Below are 21,318 nucleotides of genomic sequence, written 5' to 3'. Positions count from 1 at the left end.
CGAATCCGAAAATATTAAACTCCGCCATTGATATGATCATTGATCCAAAACTTGCAAATGGAGTGGATAGTATTTTTCATCTCATTGAAATCAAACGGTTTAATAATTACCGCATTGGCTCCGGCATTATAACATTGATTGATCTGCGTCAGCGTGATATCGCTGCTCATGATGACAATCGGGATATATTGCATCGGTATTTCATTCGCCCCGGACAATTGCCTGAACTGCTTAATTAAACCAAGCCCGTTCATGCCCGGCATATTTAAATCTGAAATGATCAGGGATGGCAGCGATTCGGCTTGCCCGTTCTGCGCTAACATCTTTACATGACGAAATAACGCTTGCCCAGTGTCAAAGAATTTGATCGGATAAGATGCAGCAGTATCTTTTAAAAGCTTATACATCAAAAATTGATGGTCAGCATTATCGTCGACAATGTATAAATCCCTGCTCATAACGCTTATTGAATTCAAATGGTTAGTGTGTAATTAATATATTAACAGTATTACAATTCCGGTGCTACGCCGGAATAATAATGCGATTTTTTTGCGTGGTTGGTCTGGAAAGCTATTCCAAAATGGACCTTTAACTTAAAATGCCATGCCAGAAGAATCTGACATTTCAGGGACTTTTTTGATAAGGAAAAATGTGCCGTATGATAGCTGTCCTTATCATAAAATCTAATTCAAATCATTAAATTGAAGATAATGATTCAGAAAATTACGAAGTTCTTCAACCTGATTTTTGAGATTTTTTATTTTAATAGAGTCTCCGGCCGTTAGTTGACTGTCCGAATTTTCCAGGTTTAGAATGGCATCTTTTTCAACAATCATTACGGCTTCTTCCAGACTTCGCAATGCCGCCCAAAGCTTATGCTCAGTTGTTTCCGTTACAGATTCGAAAAGCGAGGCTGATGTATAAGCATGTCCGGTATGGCACCGGTAACGGGCAAATTTTCCTTCCCTGAAAGAATTTAATGCCCCACCACACTCGGGACAAGTTAGCATTGTGTGTTCTCCCATTTGGACAATACCTTTATTGAAAGCGTTTGCCAGAGCAGCAATGTCCACTTCCATTTTCAAAAGGTTTATCTCATCTTTATTTGCTATTGATTTTCGGGTGATATTTTCCCCAGTCAGTTCAGTGAGTATCTCCACCATTTTTGAAACAGGAACAACATAGTCTGCGTCAATGTACTCTAATACACTGGCTGGCATACTGGGATATAAGGCCTGTTCAGGATCCTGAACAATGGTTGTTCCACCCATTCGTTTTAATGACTACATCCCCGAACATCCATCATCAAGCATGCCGGTCAACACAATTCCGACTGCGCCTGACCCGTAAGAGTATGCCGCTGATCTGAACAAAGCATCAATAGAAGGCCGGAAACGGTTTTCCTTGGGTCCTTTTTTAACCAATATATGTCCTTTTTCGATTAACATGTGATAGTCAGGTGGAGCGACATAAATCGTAGCTTTTTCGATTTTGGCTCCATCGGCAGGATGCAGCACCCGCAATGGACCGGAACTATCCAGAATGTTGACTAAATATGAGTCTTTGGCCGCAGCCATATGCTGCACGATAAAAATCGGGGTCTTAAAATCGGCCGGTAAAGCAGCTACCAATTGTCGGAGCACCATTACCCCACCTGCGGAGGATCCGATAACAATAACATCAACACTTCTCATATCCCAGTTCTATTTAAAATAAAATTCAGGGTGCCTGTACTAATATTATACCAGTATTTTGTATAATTATATAATTTTATATAGAAATTACCAGAATTATATATGATAAATCAACGAAAACTCTTTTTATTCAAACTGATCGGCAGTGTAGAAGAAAGCTGGTATATGCAACTGCCCCTTTATTTTTGGGGATGAAAAATTGAAAGAACAACCTTTAAATTTTAAAAGAAATTCAATTTTCCGGATTTAATAGAAGTAAAAAGTTATATTTTATCTTTATTTATGTTAATTAACGAAATGAGTCAGCAACAATGAAAATGGCTGGTTGAGGTTGTGATTTTACACTTTGCTATTTTATCAAATCAATAATTTACGACTGACCTTGTGTATATGTTTAATTCTTTTTGCAGTTTAACTTTTTCATATTCTAACAATTAAATTTTTTAACGATGAAAACAAAGTTATTACCATTGATCATTGTTGCCGTCTGCATCTTTTCAGTTGCAGCGCAACGGATTACGGCCAACGACATAATAGGCACCTGGCTATATAGGATTTCCGATGTTCCGCCTGAATATGAAACGGGTTCTTTCATCTTTGAAGAAAAGGACGGTAAATTGATCGGATACTCCGGACAATCTGAAAAACAGCAAATGAAAAATCTGGTGGTTGACCAGGGAAAAGTGTCTTTTTCAACGGATTTTGACGGTGGTTCGATCAAGTACACCCTGAATCAAAAAGGCGATACACTGCTTGGGGCCGTTTCAACACAGTATGGAGATTTTACAGTGACCGCAGTTAAGGAGAAAAAGTAGCTTTTATTTAAAATGATATTCCGGAAAGGAGATTGTCTGTCCACGACAATCTCCTTTCTTTATGGTCATATATGGCAGGTGGAATGTTATTCTAAGATGATAGCCTTGTAGATGAAATAATAAGATAAATAAAATTTATAAGTGGTAACTACTTGACCTGGACGTGTTAGATGCATTATATTTGTGTTTCAATCCCTGGGTATATGATCAGCAAAATTTGTACATTTCTATTATTGGCGTTTTCCAATATTCTGCTTTATTATTTAATTGTAATCCTGGAACCCCAGGTAGACTACCGATTACTCTTCACAATGATAAGGGCAGTTTTCGTGACCAGTCTGTTAATGCAGTTACTGACTGCCACTGGCATAGCGAAAGCGCAAAGTATGTGGTGATAGTAGAAAACAATTAATTTTTCGGCCCATTTTATCGTGCTCTTGTCGCCGGATGGAAATCATTTGAGGAAGCTAGCAGCCGGCCGGGATATTCTTTATTACCGGCCAGCAAAAGTTTCACATGTCCTGGACATTTCTGTCTTTTCGCCTGTACTTTAAAATTCTTTTTTTTTGAAACGACCTTAAACAACGTGCTGAATGTTACTGCTTTGTCTTCTGCAATCTTCGTTAAATAAGTAAAGCAATTTTTATTGGACAATTCGGATTGCGCTTTAAACCTTTTATATATATTGTGATTTGAAACTAAATCACCTCAATGAGCAGTACCTATTCGTCAATTCGTTTTATAGCAATTGATGACAACCCGCTGGACTTACTTTCGATATCAGAATACGCGAAAGCCTTTCCATTTCTTGAAAATTGCGGCACATTTTCCAATCCGCTGGAAGGATCCGAGGCGCAGAAATATATTAAACCGGATCTGATGTTTCTGGATATTGAAATGCCTAACGTAAATGGTCTGGACCTGTTTCGGAAAATCCGGCAGGAAGTTTCAATGGTTGTGCTCATTACCTCACATCCCGAGTTTGCCCTGGATGGATTTGAATTATCAGCACTTGATTATGTTTTAAAACCTTTGACCGAAAAACGTTTCGCCCAAACCGCGCTGAAAGTTCAGGAATATTGGGAAATGAAACAAAAGTCAGAAGCATACGAAGTGCTTTTTGAAAAGGATATGCTCACAATCAAGGAAGGCTACAACCAGGTTCGCGTGGCGCAGCGTGACATCATTTACCTGGAAGCGATGCAGGATTACACCAAAATTGTAACACTCAAAAAGAATTACCTGACGCTGTCTTCGCTTTCCTATTTCATGGAACAATTAACGCCCGATCGTTTTCTGCGCGTTCACAGAAGTTACGCTGTTTCGCTGGGACAGATCAGGGAGTTGCGATATTCGGAGTTGCTATGCAATAACACCGTTATTCCGGTTGGTAAAACGTACAGATCCATTGTAGCCAAGCTTAAACTCTGAACGATGGGAAGAACTGCTCTACTTTTTTTCGTTTTTTTGGGAATACTAAAAACTGCTCATGCACAGGTCATTCGTGATCTGAAACCTTTTAAAACCAACGCGCAAAAGCTGGATTATCTCAGCAAAGTTTGTGACTCCTTATCCCATGCAGGAAAGGTGGAAGATGAACGGGCCGTGGCCAGATTTGCTTTGAAAATGATAAAGCCGGATGATCTGAAAAATCTGACAAGATTCAATTTTTTTCTGGCCTTTACCTATGGAGAGACCGGCCAAGGAGACAGCACCATCTACTATTATGAAAAATCCATTGTTTATGGCAGGAAAGATAAAAATCCCGTTGAGATTAAGAAGGCGCTGCAAAGGCTTTTGTTTTCCTATGTGAATGAAAAAAAGTATAGTAATAAAGCCAACAACGCACTGAAAGAATTGCTGGCTATAAGTGATACAACAAAGGATGAGTTGGGGAAAGTAGAGACGTTTGTCACAATTTCCTATTACTATGGCATGAACGGGCAGTATGAAAAACAGATCCAGTATTTATTGAAATCAATTGAAATAAAAAAGCGGTTGATTGCAAGCGGACAATTAAAGGATCGTGAAAAAGTTGTGGCGGATTTGATGAATCTGGCAGAAATGTATATTGAAACTGACCAGGTAGAACTTGGACTCAAATATTCGCTCGAAGCCCGGAAATATATTGTGAGCTATCCAAATTATCTGGCGCATCATTACAAAGACATGGCCGATATTTTGCTGATCAAAAAAAATACGAGCCTGGCCAGAATCTATTACGATAGTCTGACAGCCATGCTTACGGAGGCCAATCAAAGTTCTGTGCATAGGAACAACCGGATGGCATCGGACCTGGCTTTTACAGATTATTATCTCAAAAAAAGTCAGGTCGACAGCGCATTTATTTATATCAGTCGTGCCAACAAAATGGCTGAAAAGTGGGCCGACGCTTACACAAAACCGCAAATCGATTATATGACGGCCGAGGTTTATCTGGCCAAAAAAGATTATGCAAAAGCCCTTCCTTTATTGCAGGCCTCCGAACCGGTGATGAAAGATTCGGATCCGCAGATTTATGTTGCTTTATTGCAATCATTGGCGCGTTGTTATGCGGCCACCGGACAGTACAAACAGTCTTTTGAAGCCTATGAGAAGTATGCTCCGCTCCGTGATTCCCTTTATATGCAAGCCTCAAAAAAAAGCATTGCAGATGCGGAAGCCCGTTATCAAAACAAAGAAAAACAGCAGGAGATCGAATTGAAAAATATTCAGATCGATGATGCGAAAAAGCAAAGAATCTGGCTGATTTCCGGGCTTTTGCTGCTCGGATTTTCTCTTGCGCTTCTTGGAGTTATTTACCGGAATAAAAGAAAAAATGCTCAAATCCTGGATTTGAAAAACAAAGAACTGGCAAATGCAATCAGTGAACTGGAAGAAGCCAATCGGACGAAGGCGAAACTTTTCAGTATTATCAGCCACGATTTGCGCTCGCCGATCAGTCAGGTTTATCAGTTTTTGAAGTTACAGCAGTTGAATCCAAAGCTGCTGAATGATTCACAACGAAATGAGCTTAGTGAGAAAATTCAGACTGCTACCGGTTCGCTTCTGGAGACAATGGAAGATTTGCTTCTCTGGTCAAAAACGCAGATGAATCAGTTTAAAGCGGACATCCAGTCTGTCGATCTTTATTACATTACTGATCAATGTCTGAAACTTTTACAATTAAACATTGAAGCAAAAAATATTATCATAAGTAACAAGTTGCAACCCGGAACAATCGTAAAAGCGGATCCTTATTATTTGCAGGCAATTGTCAGGAACTTACTTCAAAACGCTATCAAAGCGTCGGAAGAAAGTGGTTTGATCAAACTTGAAATTAAAAATGATGAAACAAATCCTGTGTTCTCAATAGAAAATGCCGGTCATGCTTTCAGTCAGAAAGACTATCTTTCATTATTGGCACAAAAAGAAAACGAGCAGGGATTATCCGGTTTAGGTCTTCGGTTGGTAGATGAACTTTCTGAAAAAACGGGTTTGAAAATCGAATTCGAAAATCCTGTTGAAAATCATACGAAAGCTTCTCTGACATTTCAATAATCAATATTACGAATTATGGCGGAAGAAATCAGAATTAAAGAAGCAAACCACAGTGACTTACATGAACTTCGGAATTTGGGGCTGATTTCTTTTGGCCAGTTCAAAGATATTTTGACTCCTGAAAACTGGGAAAAGCTCCGTAAATCTCTGGCGGACGAAAATACATACCTGAATTTACTGAATCAATCCAAGGCTTTTATTTATCTCAGCGATAAGAAAATCGTTGGCGTGGCTTATTTTATTGCCAACGGAAATCCGACAGAAATTTATCTTCCGGATTGGTGTTACGTCAGAATGGTTGGCGTTCACCCGGATTTCTCTGGCCGTGGAATTGGAAGAAAGTTAATGCAGCACTGCATTACACACGCAAAGAAAACCGGTGAAAAAACGATTGCGCTCCATACTTCCGAGTTTATGGACGCGGCAAGACATATCTATGAAAAGCTGGGATTTATCAGATTGAGGGAAATTGAACCCAGATTTGGGAAAAAATACTGGATTTACACGCTCGAGCTTTAACCGTTTATTCCGGGATCAACTCATACTCGTTCACTGAATTTCCTGTTTTTCTGCTTTCTGCCGTGCGTTTCAAAGATAGCTTGTTATTTGTGGGCGGAACGTTGATATAAAACTCAATATTTCCAATCGTTTCGCTCGGAGGTGGAGAAAGATTTTCGAGTATCAAACGCTGATTGTCGGTAGATAAAGACCATGTGCCCATAGTTTTCCGGCCATCGATATCGGTGAAAATTACCTGTTCGCTACTGGTCAAATCAAGCCGGAACCGGGAATATCCGGGTCTGGCATTAGTGGCAGCTCCATCCTGGTAGACCAATGTTCCGTTTTCCTTTACCGAAACCGGTTTCCAGACTTTCCCAACCGAAACGGGTTCTACTTTTTTGGGCTGACAGGCTGCCAAAAAAAGTATCGACATAAGAATTGAAAATATATAATTTTTCATATTGGCTATTAGTCAGTTATTTAATATAAAACTATTTTTTGTGTGACGATCTGTTTTTCTGATTCAATCAGCACGATGTAGATGCCGGATGATAATACAGACAAGTCGGTCTGTGTGGTCTGATTTGCTGCCAGTACTGTTAATATTTTACCATTTAAATCCAATAGCGTTAGCTTGTATTTTCCTGGTTTTGTGATTTTTACAAACAAAGTTTTATCTGCTGCGTAAACGAGATTTTCGGTTTGCGAAGGCTCAGTTCCTGTTATGATGGCAGAAGCCGGAACTTTGGCCACTTCGCTGTAAGGGGACTCACCGGCGGCATTTACAGCCTTGATGCGGTAGTAATAATCGTTGACATCCAGAATTTCGTGATCTGGAAATTGAATAATCGAAGCGTTCTGAGCTCCGATCTGAACAAAATCTGCGTCAGGTTTTTGCGATCTTTCAATGATTACATTTGTAGCATTTTCTGATAATGCAGTCCAGTTCAACTGAATCAGGTCAAAGTCTACCGGGGTAGCCACCAGATTTTGTGGTTTGTCAGGAATAGGTGCTCTTGGAGTTGTAGCTTCGGCAGTATTGCTGTAAGCAGAAAAGCCAATTTTGTTAACAGCCCGGATACGGTAGAAATATTTTGTAAGCGACAAAACCGCCTTATCCTGAAAAGTTGATGCATTGGCTGGAAGATCGGTAATTTTTGAAAAAGTCGTTCCATCCATTGACCTCTCCAATTCAAAGGAAGTTTCATTGGTTGAAATATCTGCCCAGGAAAGATCAATTTGTTGATAGGAAACTGCATTTGCTGCTAACCTGGCTGGCGGGATGGGCGCCACATCGACTGTCGTTGCCTCAGCAACATTTGAGAAATCGGACGGATTTGCTGAATTAACTGCCCGCACCCGGAAGTAGTAATGAGTAGCCGGCGACAATCCGGTATTTTGATAAGTTGTTGTATTTGCACTCACTTCCGCAATTTTTGAAAAACTTGCGCCGTCCGTCGACCGTTCAATTTCAAAACCGGTTTCATTAGCGGACTGATCCTTCCAGCTTAAATTAATCTGACTACTGGAAATCACAGCCGCGGCCAGCTCAACCGGAGCGGTTGGAGGCGTATCAAAAGTTGTGGCATCGGCCACATTCGAATATCCCGAATTACCAACCGCATTTTTTGTCCTGATTCGATACCAATAACGTGTAAATGCATTCAGGCCGGTGTTTTGGTAACTCGTTGTATTGGGCGAAAGATCGATCAACTTGGTGTATGAAGCTCCGTCCGTGGATCTTTCCAGTTCAAACCCGGTTTCATTTGCAGAAATGTCGGCCCAGGAAAGATTGATTTGCGAGGTTGAAACAGCAGTGGCAGTCAGGCGCTGTGGCGCATCAGGCGCGACTTCACCAGTTGTTGCATCGGCTACGTTGGAATATCCGGAAAATCCAGCTGAATTTTTTGAGCGGATCCGGTAATAATATTTTGTTGAAGCGCTTAAACCCGTATTTTGATAGAAAGTCGTGTTAGCACCAAGATCAGTGATTTTTGAAAAACCAACGCCGTCCGTAGATCTTTCCAGTTCAAACCCGTCTTCGTTATCCGCATTATCCATCCAGGTCAAATTAATCTGGTTTGGCGAAACTGCGGAAGCGGTTAATGAACCTGGCGGACGAGGAATTGTAACGGCCGGGGCATAGGTAGATGCATCCGCTACATTGGAATAAGCTGAAAAACCAGCAGAATTCTTGGCTCGAATCCGGTAATAATATTTCGTTGAAGCGTTTAAATCCGTGTTTTGATAAGAAGTCACGTTCGCGCCAAGATCTGTGATTTTTGAAAAACCAACGCCGTCCGTAGATCTTTCCAGTTCAAACCCGTCTTCGTTATCTGCATTATCTTCCCAGGCCAGATTGATCTGGTTTGGCGAAACTGCGGCAGCGGTTAATAAACCTGACGGGCGAGGAATTGTAATGGTTGGTACTTTTGTTGTTGCACACACAGGACTAGCGTAACCAGAATTTCCAGAAGCATTTTTTGCTCTAATCCGGTAACAATAGGTTGTTTGAGAAGATAAATTCTGGTCGGAATAAGTTGAAGAATTAGCTCCCAAATCTGCAATTTTGGCAAATGTCCCATTTTCAGAAGAGCCACGTTCTACTTCGAAACCGGTTTCATTGTCTGAAATGTCCGCCCAGCTCAAATCAATCTGGCCAGCAGAAACAGCTGTTGCAGTAAGGCGGCCGGGAGCAGTTGGTGTGTCCTGCGGTGTGTTTGCGCAGGAAGTGTTGGAATATCCAGATTCACCACTCTCATTATGTGCTCTTACCCGGTAGCAAAAATCTGTCCCGGTTGCAAGACCCGCATCATCGTAAACCAATGTTCGGCTATAATTTACGACGGCAATCTGCGTAAAAGAACCTCCTCCTGACCGGTTCATCCGTTCAACGTAAAATGTTGTGCCGCCGGAATTATTACCGTCCCAGGTTAGCCGGATCGTATTTGAATTGATTAGTGTCGTAGCTAAATTACCCGGCGCACTGGGTGGTGCAACCCGTGTTGTTACAGAAACATCACTGGACGGAAGTGATTGCTGGCGCGTATTCGTAGCGCGGATCCGGTAGTTATACAAAGTATTTGCAGCAACCGTCTTGTCTGAATAAGAGGTTGCATTTTTTGCTGTGGTAGCAATAAGCTGAAAATCAGTACCAAGACCGGGATCACGGTAAATCTCAAATCCGGTTTCCAGCTCACCGGAATTATCCGTCCATTTCAGCACGACTTCATTGTAAGATGGTGCTGTGGCCGATAAATTTGTAGGAGCTGGCAATGCGGTTTGCGCGATGGACAAAGACCAGCCGGAAGTGAGCAGTATAAAAAAGACCAGCAACCGGGCTGCCTGGGTTTGATAAAATTTTTTCATTTGACGTTCACTTCAATGATTTTAGACAATCCGGACTCCATTCCATCTTTGTAGATAACCCTTACTGCATATTGCAGAGGCCCTTTTTCAGCTTTTTTATCGCGATATTCCATTGTATCATAAATGGCGTCGTAGCTTGCAAACCCTGAATTTCCGGCAGCTTTATAAATCACAAAACGGCAATTCGCAACGGCGTAATTCCAGTAAAGTGAAACGCTTTTATCAGGATTCACAAAAGCTCTCAGCGCGTTGACGCTGGCCGGCGTAATTTTCGGCGTGGTCACATTTAAGGGAAATGAAACATCCGAGCGCAGTCCGGAACTATCGACAGACACAAGCGCATAACCATAAGTCGAGTGTCCTTTAATGCTTTTGTCCGAATAGGTAGTTACATTTTTATCTAGTTTTGCCAGTTCCACCCAGCGCTCCGTGTTTTTTCCACGCCGCATTAAAATTTGTTGCGCCAAATCGGTACTGTTACTTTTCGACCAGGAAATAACCACCGAAGAATCGCTCACTGTGTATCCGCTGATAACCGCAGCAGTTGGTTTTACTATGTCGGGTCGTTTCAGTTCCAGAATATCAGAGGGCTCGCTCGGATTATAACTTTTATCATAAGCGATGATGCGGAAAAATTTCTTATTGGTCAGTGTGTTTAAAGTTGTTGTATCATTAAATAATGGCAAAGCCAGATAACCCTTCGTGTCGCCTGTGAAAACATGGTCGGCCTGATTGGCCGAAACGACCCGGTAACCGAAAATATCGGGTTCGGGATTTGGGTCCCACACAATTCTTACAAAACCTGTCGTATCAATATATCCCTGGACTCCCTTTGGTTTTGATGGTCCATCGCTATCTTTAATCATACAAAAAACAGGCAGGCTCAACCCCAGATTTCTTGCCGTGTCAATCGCTGTAACTTTGTAATAATTAGGTAAATGCGGAAAAGCGGTTGTGTCGGTAAATTCTCTTGCAGCAGTGTTTAGAGGCTGGCTCGTCAATGGCATGAAGGTCCCATCCAGGCTCGTAGATTTGGATACTACAAATCCGCCCAGATCAGCGGGTTGTTTTGTATATTTCCAGGAAACCTTCACTTTTGATCCATACATATGTTTTGCAGAAATGTTTTCCACAGAAGGTGGGGGTGTTCTGTCAACCGCCGACGCGCTGATGATTTCGGAAGGAATCAATTCGCCAAAAGGTGTTATACCAAAAACCTTGTATTGATAAGCTTTGTAATTCTGCGGTACTGAATCTGAGTACTGAATTATGTCATCGAGCAAAGAGGCAGGCGGTTGTGTCCAGGGGCGGCTTGTAATACGGCGGAACGTTTTTCCACCATCGTCGGACCTTTGCACGTAATAGGAAGAAAACGAGTTTTCCGCCATCCTGCGATTCCATTTTAACATCACAAGATGCTCGGAAACTTCTGTTTTCAGCGGCAGCATATGCGCCTGTTCAGTTGCCCTGATATTTACAACCGAGGTTCCGGTTACATCTACCGGATACAATTTCGGATCCGTAAGCGGAATGATATAGTAATTGTACTGAACACCTTTTTTTACGTTTTTATCGATCCAGCCCAAGGCCATTCCGCGTGCGTTACGGGGACTGACATCACCAAGAATCAATGCGAGCATCATCCGAAGATCATTCTGATTTTGCTGATCAAGAATTTTGTCCAGCGTTATATCTTCCTTCGCGCCGATGGGCGTGTTGGTGCCATTTACCAGCTGGGCACAAGCCGCGGCAAGTGTATCTTTTACAGAAACATTTTTGAGCCATTCTTCTTTTGTCCAGGGTTTTACAGTGATCTGGTAATCCAGTTTCATTTTTTTGTCGTCACCCAAACTTCTGCGCGTCAGCATATAACCAGATTTTAAGGCCTGGCGAAAAAGCGCCGCATGATTTGGTGCCCAGCGAATAACTATGGAATCGCCAAAAGCTTTGGCAATAATGCCGATTTTATAACGACCCAAAACCGAGGAGTCTATTTCCGATATAACTTTTTCATTTGCTAATGCCTTTTTTATTTTTTGCTGCGCCTTGGAAGAAATTGGTGAAAGCAAAGCAAAAACAAGGATCAGTATAATGGATTTGTATAGATATTTCATACGCCGGAATATTATTTCAATGTGTTTAGAATGCTGGCTGTTCGTACAGGTTTTCCCATACCCAAAAATCCATAGGCCAGGGGAGAAGGGCATTTATTGTCCTTATCATAATAAGTATAAAGCGTTCCTTCTTTGGTAGCCGTTTGCAGGGCTTTCATTTTAATGGTATGTATTTCAAAAGCCGAATTTTGGTTTTTATAGTCCAGTAGCGGGCGAAAAAAAATCCCTATTTTAGCCATTTGAAGATCATCCGTGAGCTTGCTGTTAATTTTTATTGTTTCAATATTACTTTTCGCGATAATTGTAGCGATTGCACAATTATTTTTTGCAGCAAAACCTGTCATAAAGAAAAAGGAATTGCTACGATCGTCGTTACAGCTCATCGACGATCCGATACATGAATTTAATCCGGTAGAGGTCCTGTTATAAATGTTGACCAGGTGGTCTTCGTAATAGTCGGCGTTTTTACTTTCATCAGGAAAAGGATCATACAGAAACTCAACCATTATTTCCTTCCGAAGCTTATCCCGGGAGCCATATGTTGTATAAACATTTGTATTTTCTGCACACAAAATGAGCTGGTCCGCAATTTTGGAAGCGATTATCATATTGAAAACTCCTCCTTTGTAGATTTCATCATTTTGTTCCAGAAAATCGACAACATATGGCGCGATGTAATTATCATAGGCTTTTTTGACAGGCGCGGACGAATAAGTAATACCATAAGTAGCCGGCGTTCCATTGCCGAAAAGCGCATCGGAAATCTGCTTTTCCTTCGCTTGTGTTGCTTGTTCTTCACTTAATCCGGTGTATGAAAAGTTACCTTTTTTATCCGGTAGAACTAATGAAAGATCACCCGGTCCGGCCGCGTTAGCCAAAGAAACCATGTCAGTGGCAGAAAGCTGCATGGAAAATCCCGGCTGATTAACTTTCGTGTTGGCCGTCGCTGCTTTCGAAGTATTCAGCTTTGTTTTTACCTGTGCGTGAAGTGACACGTTTATCAATACGTTTAAGATTATTAGATTGATAATCAGGTGATAGAAAATTAATTTTATTTTTTTCATAACATTTTCTCGTTTACTTCGCCTTCTTTTTTTCAGACGGAATAAGGTTAAGTATTTCTTCGTTTTTAAACGGCTTTTGTATCTGATCATTCATGTTGTTGAAGTTCACCATCGAGCGGCGGAAAACATCTACTGCTGTTTGCTTCGTTTCGAAAGGACGGGTTTTATCAACATTGGAATAAAAAGCAGGCGGAATTCTTACCAGCAAATCTGCTACCGGATCGGCAATACTCTTAAACCAATTGCTGGACATATCCGCCCGAAGCAGCACCAGTGGCGGGCGGTAATTATCACCCCCGAGAAACTCAGTTTCCATTTCATAGGAATCAAAACCTTCCTTCGAGGTCATTTTCCCGGTCAACGCATCCACCAGTTTTCCCAGCGGCAATGTCTCCGTTTGCGGGAATTCTGCTGCCATTATTTTTTCGTTCAAGGTATTAAACTGGCTTGTTTTGAAGTAGTAGCGGTACATTTTCACTTCGAGCGATTTGCCAAACTGCTCCTGGTCTTTTTGCTTTGCTGCAAATTCGGATGAGATTTTTATGGTAAATTTCGCATCATTGAAAAACTTCTCAGTCGACACATTAATCTTTGTCTCCGTACCATAGCCTTTTGCAATTTTCTCATATTCGTCTGAGGAAATTGTCGTATACTTTTCATAGACGCCGTTGTATTTCGCATTTACAGCTGGGCCTTGTTTTGCACCCATACCAACGTTGTCAAACTTGTTATTACTCGCAAGATTCTGGCTCAGTGATTGGAATTGATCTGAATTGACAGCCTTGTATATATTGGCATATGTAAACTTTTTGGCCAGTTCCTTCGCCTTTTGCATGGAGGCAAACTGCTCTTTAACAAAAGCCGGTTTGGGAATCCTGACAAGTTCAAAACGGTAAAGTGTCTTGTTTTTTAGTCCCGCCGGCAGCTGATAAGTAACTTTATCTTTTAAAAACTCAGCACCTGCCAAAAGAACGGAACCTGTTTTGTCATCTGCAAAAGTTGTCCCTTCAAGTGGTGTAAACCTGACTTTCAGATCAAAATTCTCATCAGAGTTAAGATTTGTCATACAGCAGCTCATGTTTGTTTTTAGTTTGATGAAGGTTTCTGCTGCGTCTCCTTTCATAAAATACCGCTGTCCTTCATAAGGATAGGAAGTCAGAATCGGATCCTGATCACTTGTTCCTTTACTTAAAACGGAAATACATGGGCCGGTCCGGAAGCTTACCGTTTCCTTTTGTTCGACGTAACTTCCTTTGAAAACATAAGGCGTCATTTTTCCCTTATCCCTAATAAAAACCTGCAAATCAAGCGAGAGATCATAGGATGACTTGGGCAGCAAGGCATTATACCGGTAGAAGGTTGCGCTGTAATTCGGGTCGCCGTCTTCATTTTTATCATAACTGATTCGCCCGGTGTTATCGGATTCGCAGTTAGCATAGCCCGCACCAATCTTGGTAACCTTGGCTGTAAATCCATCTTTGTATTTTAATTGAAATTCTCGGTGAAGAATCGTCGAGCCATTTGGACCTGCTGTTACGCTGCCTTGCGTTCCTGCTTCGACTTTTTGTCCCCCCGGAATTTCAAGATCAATGATCAGATCACTTTGAACCGGATAATTGAATTCTGCATAAAATGGAGACAAGATGGAAACTTCCTCATCAGTACCGGAGGGTCCAAGCGAAGCGATCAGCGGCTGACCGGCAAATGGATTTGGCGGTGCAAAAGTTGGCTCGCATCGTCCACCTTTGTTATACCAGAATTCAAGATTTACCTTACCTTTTACCAAACCACCCAGCACCCTGTATTTCAATAAAACGTGCCCGTTTAACCAGACCGGATTTACCATTCCGCCCCGAAGCAAGGCGGCAGCTTCCAGTTCCACGACGGTAAAAGTGCCTTCATAAACCCAGGTATCAATATCCAGATCAAGTGCCATATGCATATAGGCGTACATCTGGCCCATCGCATACCAATTGTTGATACCGGGCGTGACGCCATTACACTTGTCATTGGTTTTCGACAAAGCCAGATCAAAGCCGATCGCACCTCCATAACGCAGGTGAAATGGTCCGACACCAAAATCAGAATCCAGGCTGTATCCCGCCCCGAAGGCAATCAGTGGAGAGCCGTCTTTGAAAGTTTGTGAATTCTGGTTTTTGTAGTTGAGTTCTTTCAAGATATTTTCATGATTAAGAAAACCAAAAGGATCGGCAGGGAGATTAGAACCTGAACCGTTGTAGTTCCCCAGCATAAAATAAGAGCCGAAAGTAAAATCAGCAAGGCTGGCCATATCAATGTTCAGGCTTACCCGGTCGGTCGGAACACCCATTGACAAAAACCAAAGTCCCTGGCTGTCAAAATGAAGATGAGTACTTTTCACCTCCGCTGAAATTGTTATAGCGGGCACTTTGTAGCTAGCACCCAGGTTTAGGTTTGCATCAAAAATTTTGTTTTCAAAATCATATTCCACATTGCCATCGCCTTGTGCAAAAGATGACGATTTGGATTCTCCCAACAACCAGGCTCCGACGTGCAGCGCCATTTTTCCTAAACTACCGTTAGAAAATTCCAGAGTCATGTCGCCTTCCATAGTAAGCACATCCGGCGTTACCAAACCGATACCAACCAAAGCATTAAAACCAATTGCAACATCAGGTTTGGGTACGTATAAAATTTCTCCATTAGCGTCCACCTTTCTGGTAACATTCGAATACAAACCGCCTCCAAAGCTTCTCAAAACCAGCGGAGATGGCGGTGCAAATGGAATTCCTGTTGCCCCGATACTGATTTTTCCACCTATATACCAATATCTGAAACCACCCGCCTTTTCATTTGTTCTGCCAAAACGCGCGGCGACTTTTCCCCCTACCAGTCCGGTAACTGTCATTTCAACATTGCCAGCAATTCCGTTTCCGTAAATCTCATCATTTTTATAAAATGCCAGTGAGCCTTTCACATGAACCGGCCCCAAGGGCGCATCAACGGCTATGGTATCTGGTTTAATTTTAGCGAAATCCCAGTTGGGACGGCCATTTTCAAGACCGGTTTTGAAAAACAAAGTAGCTCCGGCCGTGGCACTTAATCCTTTATCACCACCACCAGTCAGATCGAGTGCTCCTACAAATTTGAACCCGATTAATTTCGGATCAACAGGATCTGATACGAGCTCCCCTGATTTTAGGGTAAGTGGAAAATCTTCCATCATTTTTTGAGGCGAAGCAAAGCCAAATTTGGCGTCTTTCAAGGAAACGTATGGCGCTTTTGAGCTGAGCGTCAGTTCCTGGAACTTTGCTGCCGGAATAGTGAAATATTCTGCATCAATATCAAGCGCTCCGGTAAGGACAGCTTTTGCCTCGGCTCCTTGTCCGTTATAAGTTACGCTAACCGTGCTGGTATTATCCAATTTGAGTTTTGCCCGCCAGATATCGACGTTCATTTCCTCGGTTGGTTTCGCCTGAAACAAAACAGATAAAGCGCCATTTTGCTCTTCTTTGGATAATGTACAGGAATAAGGAAGCTGTGAAGCTGCATCCGTCGGGGTTTTGAATACCGGCAAAACAATCTTTCCGTTCATTGAAGAATTTTGAAATGTGCTTTTCAAAAAGCTGACCGAGAGCTCATCGACAGAGAAATACCAGCTATCCAGCGAACCGCTATCGATAGCTACAATATTTTTTACAAAAGCTTTCCCTGAAAATCCGTTGTTATCCGAAATCATATCCTGAACACCCACGGTCAAAGGTTTGCCATCACTTCTCTTCATGAATGAAGGTAATTCCAAGTCGATTTCAGGGAAATAAAGTCCCTGCCAAAGGTTAACCTCAGGGCCGGAAAGATAACCTTCGGGCAGTTTTGCCGGTGTTTTGCTTTCGGAATGATCATAGAGTGCAGGTTTTCCCGGCTGCATCGAAAATTTAAAATCGGAGAGTCCCTCCACATAAAATTTAGGAAACGAAAGCTGCGCTGTCCAGTCCTGAAAATTCACCAGGCCTGCATTGACGCTGATTTCTACTTTTCCTTGGGTTTGCGCATCCACAAGTCCGGGAGGCGTTAGCAATCCATGAACACGCATCTGTTTAAAACCGGATTGATCAAAAACCACATGCGTAACCTGCGTGGTATCAGGTCCACCGAAGACACCGTCGGGGCCAACCGGCGCACCTTCTGCACCTTTCAAAGCAAAAAACGGCGATAACTCCATCTTTTTAGCCAGGTATAAAATTCCTTCCCCACAAGGTTTTTGAGGAGAAAAACACATATTGTAGCCGCTCAGCGGAATTCCCGAAACCAGCGCATTGGCGGTATTGATCCAGGTATTAGCGTCAAAAAAAGCTTCTTTTGGCGTAAAAGTCATGTTAGTGATCGCAATCACAGTATTGACCGGACCAAATGTTTTGTCAATACCGAGGGGCAATTCAAAGCCCACACTTTTTGCAGAATTGGTCAGAGACGAAACCAGCTGATCCTTGGCAGTGCTGAAAAATCCGCTCAGATTCTGCATCGTGGCAGGCGTCATTTCCAGTGCAGGCATTTCTGGTTTATCGTAATCCGGTGTGTAGCCGGGTGCTCCATTTTTGTAAATGGCTCTGACAAAACCACCGATTACCTGTCCCTGCGCATTACATTGTACATCAAAAAGATTGACACGCATTTTGACATAACTGTTGTTGATCATCGGAACCGGAATCATACCCGTGCCCGTCAGCGCTCCTTTTTCTTCTTTCACATTGGCTAGAAGCTCCATCTGGAATCCGGCAATGGTAGCTTTTCTGGATTTTAAAACGGTACTGTTATCTACATTATCGCTTTCATTCACCGGTACCTGACACGAACATTGGACAGGTAATTTCGACGAAAGCATATATTTGGTTGCCTGTTTTGTCGTATCCGTTCCTGAGCCCAGCCCGGGGATTACCGGCAGTGCCGCCTGTGCAATTTCAATTCCCGGCTGCTGGGCGATCAATCCAAACTTTCCATAGGTGAAGGATTGCACAGGACTTTTCCCATCATTCAAAATATTGAACCGGCCATTAACGGGCACGGCCTGAACCCGCCAGGCGTACCGTTTTCCGGCTTGCAACGGCGGATGCTGGGGACCGTAAAGAAAAGTGGTCGTTTTTAAATTTTTAATTTCAATGCCAGATTTGGGCAGCGCGACCGCGTCGATAAAGACATTCGGATCGATGTTGGAAATGGGAAGCTCAACGATTCTTAATGTGTATTCGATCTGGTTTGGCAAAATTCCTACCGGAGCCGTCCATGTAAAAATCTGTGTTTGGGGCGTATTGGCTGTAACTTCCGCATCTGGTTGTGGGAAAATAAGAATTGGCGGCTCAATAACACGCACAGGAATCAAACCTGAACATCCCATCGGAAATTCAGCCGAAAGCGGACGAATCGTTGCGTTGTCAAAAGCCTGAACACAAAGCTGATAGTTACCTTCGGGCAGAGGAAAGCCACGATACAATAAATTTTTGTCCATTCCCTGAACTTCAATCTGATTCAGGTCAAACAACCCTTCCAGCTCATTTCTTGTAATTAAACGGTTTACATCAGTTGGCAAAAGTTGCTGCGGTTGCAAAGGCCGGTAATTGGCGGAAGTTTTGATGACCACACCATTATCGCCTTCCAGTTTTCCCAGAAGACGGACGCTTAACGACCTGCCCGAAAGATTGGAAATGAAGACCTGAACCCGGTTGCCAGTTCCAGGATAATCCTGGATATATGGGCTGTAAGGAGGCAAAACGTTCGTTGTTATACGCACAGGGTCCTGTGCCATTGAATAAAAGCTCAACAGCAGCAGCAAAACCAGCTGCGAAAAACCGAAGTCTGATTTGTGACTGATCCTTAATATTATTTTAGAAAGAAATTCCATAGCCAATATTTCCTCTGAATTCATTGAATTTTTCTGATTGCTGCCCTGTGTTCGAGTTGAGATAATTAAGCATCAAACTCAGACTTTGTCTCTTTGCTAATTGATAACCCGCGTTGGTCGAAGCCGTCAGAACTTTCCCGGTCTGGCCATATTGCTGATTTATGAGATAGGAGAAATTGGCAGAAGTCGATAATTTCTTTTTGAAAAATGTATAGTTGGTGCCCAGCGTTGGACCGTAAAATTTCACCTTCGGACTTTCTGTCGAACCTGCCGGTAAAGGCAGGCCCGATTGCGTGTAAGAAAGCATAAGATTGAGACCAAAGCCACTGCGGTTTTGTTGCAGAAAATAGCCCAGGTTTACATTCTGATTATCATTTTCAGTTTGTTGAGCGGTAGTTTTATTTAAATCTGACAGCTGCTGGTGGGAGGCCGTCAGTGTGAAAATATGTGATAAGTCTGCATTGAAAATTGAATACCGGGAATTGACGGTCGCTGAGAAATTGTTTTGAGCAATACGCAAAGTATCAATCAGTGGCCTCAGCCCTGCTTTCTGGCTCAGACCGTAATTCGATAGTGCGACATCAAATCCAAAAACCGGATCAGGATTAAAAGAGGCCATCAAGGAACCAATTGAGCGGCCGGTTCCTGCATTTTTATTGTTTGCCAGATTATCAAACTGACGGCCGTAACTTGCTGAAATCCTTGCTTTTCCTCTGAGTAAATTCAACGAAGTAGCTACCGTATAGCTTTCAATATCACTTTGAAAATAGTATGCGCCCATCGTCTGGAAATTCGGATCGATGCGTTTATACTGCACTTTGAGAGAACCCCATTTATCCTGATATCCTACGGCCGCCTGCGTAGCCTGAGTCAGTTGGGAGGAAAGTCTGGGTGTGATCATTTTTCCAAACACCCTGCTTAATGGATTTTTACCTTCGGCTTCTACTTCGGTCGCAAATATGTCGCGGGTGTAGGAACTTGCTGCCGCGTCCAGCTCTACTAAAAAATGTTTCACCAAAAGAAGCCTTGATGTAATTCCAATCACCAGGTTTTCAGCGGGTGTAACGCTTTGCTCCGCACTTTGAGCAGGTTTTATAATAGAACTTGTATCATCGTTCGCCCGCAGCATTACCAGATCGATATAATTATTTGCTTTTCCGTAACCCAGTTTCACGGCATATCCGGTTCTTTTAAACGAGGGAATGATATCAGGATCGGCAAGCGTGGAAGAAACTGCTTTATTGAAACGGCCATAAACCGCGCCAAACCTGAGCATTCCAGGATTAAGCTCAATACCGGCACCTAAAAAACTATGGCCCGCAAGTGTGAAAGGAGAAAAGGAAACATTGCGATAACCGGCATGAACAGTGGCCCATTTGTAAGCCGGACTAACACCAAACTGATTGAAAGGCTGACGAAAACTTGATCCCTGATTTCCAAGCACACCTGAAAATGGTAAACTGATGCCGCCCGGCAAAGTCAGCGTCAAAGAACCGCTTAGCCCGAAAGGTGTAGCCTGGTTTCTGGCGGCAATTCCGCTTGGCGTGTAAAAGCCGGCATAAGCGTTTAGCCCTCCTGAAAGTTTCGCTACTTTCGAAATCTTGGGCTTATCCTGGCAGAATGCATTTATTAGCAAACTCTCACCAAAGACAATCAGAAAAAGAAAGAGGTAAAATTTTATCATGCAATTTAATTGATAAATCTGCTTTGTTTCTGCTTGGAAAATCCCAAGGCAGATCTGGGTTTTCTTATCCTCGAAAGTATAGGATGGTGCTGCTTTTTGCAGGAAGTAATCGATGAATGGAATTGAAAAATCGCTGAACGGACATTTTCTTTTTAATCCTCACAAAAAGACGGCGTACCTGAAAATGACAATACATCAGGATGTTTGCCGCTTTCCGGATTAACTGAGTTTAACAGGGTAGGGGGCTAATCAGAATTGTAACTGTATCGATGGCCGCTAACCACACAATTTCGACCCTCGGATTGCTTTGAAGCTTAAATATTGATATTGTTAAAGTCTAATGCGTTGAAGTTTAGCCGATTGTAGAAAGTTCCATACGTTTAGAAATAATTTTGACAAAAAATCACCTTGAAAAAAAAAGTGTACAAATTATTTTAGTTAAATAACTGTATTTCAATTATTTGATATTTTTTCATTTTTAAAAAGTTTACAAAAAATTTTAACTTATAAGATTAACTGATAGATTTGTTTTCTCAAAGAAGGCTGGGATAATTTGATTTCTTGCGTTCAAACTGCCCTTATTTATTCAGAAATAGGGGATAGTAATGAATGAAAAATCAATTGTTTTATCCCTGATTGCTCTCTTTCAACAAGTTATAAAT

The 21,318-nt window shown here is 42.2% G+C and carries 11 protein-coding genes and 1 pseudogene; 4 read left to right on the top strand and 8 right to left on the bottom strand.

Going from position 1 to position 21,318, the window contains the following annotated elements:
- Positions 1-14 precede the first annotated feature (14 nt).
- The gene (locus tag IEE83_RS19010; RefSeq protein WP_194122090.1) at positions 15-458 is read right to left on the bottom strand and encodes a response regulator; all 444 of its coding nucleotides are present in this window, start codon (positions 456-458) and stop codon (positions 15-17) included.
- A gap of 225 nt (positions 459-683) precedes the next feature.
- Positions 684-1,694: pseudogene (locus IEE83_RS33015) on the bottom strand (chemotaxis protein CheB).
- A gap of 449 nt (positions 1,695-2,143) precedes the next feature.
- Here IEE83_RS33015 and IEE83_RS18995 point away from each other — a divergent pair.
- The 4 genes from IEE83_RS18995 (at position 2,144) to IEE83_RS18980 (ending at position 6,568) form a co-directional block, all read left to right on the top strand.
- Positions 2,144-2,509 (top strand): hypothetical protein, encoded by a 366-nt coding sequence (locus tag IEE83_RS18995; protein WP_194122087.1) that lies wholly within the window; start codon positions 2,144-2,146, stop codon positions 2,507-2,509.
- Between the two features lie 711 nt (positions 2,510-3,220).
- Positions 3,221-3,940: a LytR/AlgR family response regulator transcription factor gene (locus IEE83_RS18990; RefSeq protein WP_194122086.1), complete on the top strand. Its 720-nt coding sequence runs from the start codon at positions 3,221-3,223 to the stop codon at positions 3,938-3,940.
- 3 nt (positions 3,941-3,943) lie between these two features.
- Complete coding sequence (locus IEE83_RS18985) at positions 3,944-6,049, top strand: tetratricopeptide repeat-containing sensor histidine kinase (protein WP_194122085.1); 2,106 nt, start codon at positions 3,944-3,946, stop codon at positions 6,047-6,049.
- Positions 6,050-6,064: 15 nt separating this feature from the next.
- A complete protein-coding gene (locus IEE83_RS18980) occupies positions 6,065-6,568 on the top strand; it encodes a GNAT family N-acetyltransferase (RefSeq protein WP_194122084.1) in 504 nt (167 codons plus the stop codon).
- Between the two features lie 4 nt (positions 6,569-6,572).
- On the opposite strand, the gene IEE83_RS18975 is transcribed toward IEE83_RS18980, so the two are convergent.
- The 6 genes from IEE83_RS18975 to IEE83_RS18950 are packed head-to-tail and all read right to left on the bottom strand — an operon-like array spanning position 6,573 to position 20,656.
- Positions 6,573-7,010: a hypothetical protein gene (locus IEE83_RS18975; RefSeq protein WP_194122083.1), complete on the bottom strand. Its 438-nt coding sequence runs from the start codon at positions 7,008-7,010 to the stop codon at positions 6,573-6,575.
- A 20-nt stretch (positions 7,011-7,030) separates the two neighbouring features.
- Entirely contained in the window at positions 7,031-9,919 is a 2,889-nt protein-coding gene (locus tag IEE83_RS18970; RefSeq protein WP_194122082.1) for a fibronectin type III domain-containing protein, read from the bottom strand.
- Positions 9,916-12,033 carry a fibronectin type III domain-containing protein gene (locus tag IEE83_RS18965; protein WP_194122081.1) on the bottom strand — a complete coding sequence of 706 codons (2,118 nt, stop codon included), beginning with the start codon at positions 12,031-12,033 and terminating at the stop codon, positions 9,916-9,918. Before IEE83_RS18965 ends, IEE83_RS18970 begins: the two co-directional genes overlap by 4 nt.
- 11 nt (positions 12,034-12,044) lie before the next feature.
- Positions 12,045-13,097 (bottom strand): hypothetical protein, encoded by a 1,053-nt coding sequence (locus IEE83_RS18960; RefSeq protein WP_194122080.1) that lies wholly within the window; start codon positions 13,095-13,097, stop codon positions 12,045-12,047.
- A gap of 13 nt (positions 13,098-13,110) precedes the next feature.
- Positions 13,111-18,996 (bottom strand): hypothetical protein, encoded by a 5,886-nt coding sequence (locus tag IEE83_RS18955; protein WP_194122078.1) that lies wholly within the window; start codon positions 18,994-18,996, stop codon positions 13,111-13,113.
- The gene (locus tag IEE83_RS18950) at positions 18,956-20,656 is read right to left on the bottom strand and encodes a hypothetical protein (RefSeq protein ID WP_228101880.1); all 1,701 of its coding nucleotides are present in this window, start codon (positions 20,654-20,656) and stop codon (positions 18,956-18,958) included. Before IEE83_RS18950 ends, IEE83_RS18955 begins: the two co-directional genes overlap by 41 nt.
- Positions 20,657-21,318: the final 662 nt, after the last annotated feature.

This window comes from Dyadobacter subterraneus, from assembly GCF_015221875.1.
GTDB classification, from domain to species: domain Bacteria; phylum Bacteroidota; class Bacteroidia; order Cytophagales; family Spirosomataceae; genus Dyadobacter; species Dyadobacter subterraneus.
Note: the sequence above shows the minus strand (reverse complement) of the source record. Positions and strands in the feature narration are given on the sequence as shown.

What these genes read in the sequence shown, in the direction of transcription:
- IEE83_RS19010 (WP_194122090.1), bottom strand. Translation starts at nt 458, where the DNA reads ATGAGCAGGGATTTATACATTGTCGACGATAATGCTGACCATCAATTT.
- IEE83_RS18995 (WP_194122087.1), top strand. Translation starts at nt 2,144, where the DNA reads ATGAAAACAAAGTTATTACCATTGATCATTGTTGCCGTCTGCATCTTT.
- IEE83_RS18990 (WP_194122086.1), top strand. Translation starts at nt 3,221, where the DNA reads ATGAGCAGTACCTATTCGTCAATTCGTTTTATAGCAATTGATGACAAC.
- IEE83_RS18985 (WP_194122085.1), top strand. Translation starts at nt 3,944, where the DNA reads ATGGGAAGAACTGCTCTACTTTTTTTCGTTTTTTTGGGAATACTAAAA.
- IEE83_RS18980 (WP_194122084.1), top strand. Translation starts at nt 6,065, where the DNA reads ATGGCGGAAGAAATCAGAATTAAAGAAGCAAACCACAGTGACTTACAT.
- IEE83_RS18975 (WP_194122083.1), bottom strand. Translation starts at nt 7,010, where the DNA reads ATGAAAAATTATATATTTTCAATTCTTATGTCGATACTTTTTTTGGCA.
- IEE83_RS18970 (WP_194122082.1), bottom strand. Translation starts at nt 9,919, where the DNA reads ATGAAAAAATTTTATCAAACCCAGGCAGCCCGGTTGCTGGTCTTTTTT.
- IEE83_RS18965 (WP_194122081.1), bottom strand. Translation starts at nt 12,033, where the DNA reads ATGAAATATCTATACAAATCCATTATACTGATCCTTGTTTTTGCTTTG.
- IEE83_RS18960 (WP_194122080.1), bottom strand. Translation starts at nt 13,097, where the DNA reads ATGAAAAAAATAAAATTAATTTTCTATCACCTGATTATCAATCTAATA.
- IEE83_RS18955 (WP_194122078.1), bottom strand. Translation starts at nt 18,996, where the DNA reads ATGAATTCAGAGGAAATATTGGCTATGGAATTTCTTTCTAAAATAATA.
- IEE83_RS18950 (WP_228101880.1), bottom strand. Translation starts at nt 20,656, where the DNA reads ATGATAAAATTTTACCTCTTTCTTTTTCTGATTGTCTTTGGTGAGAGT.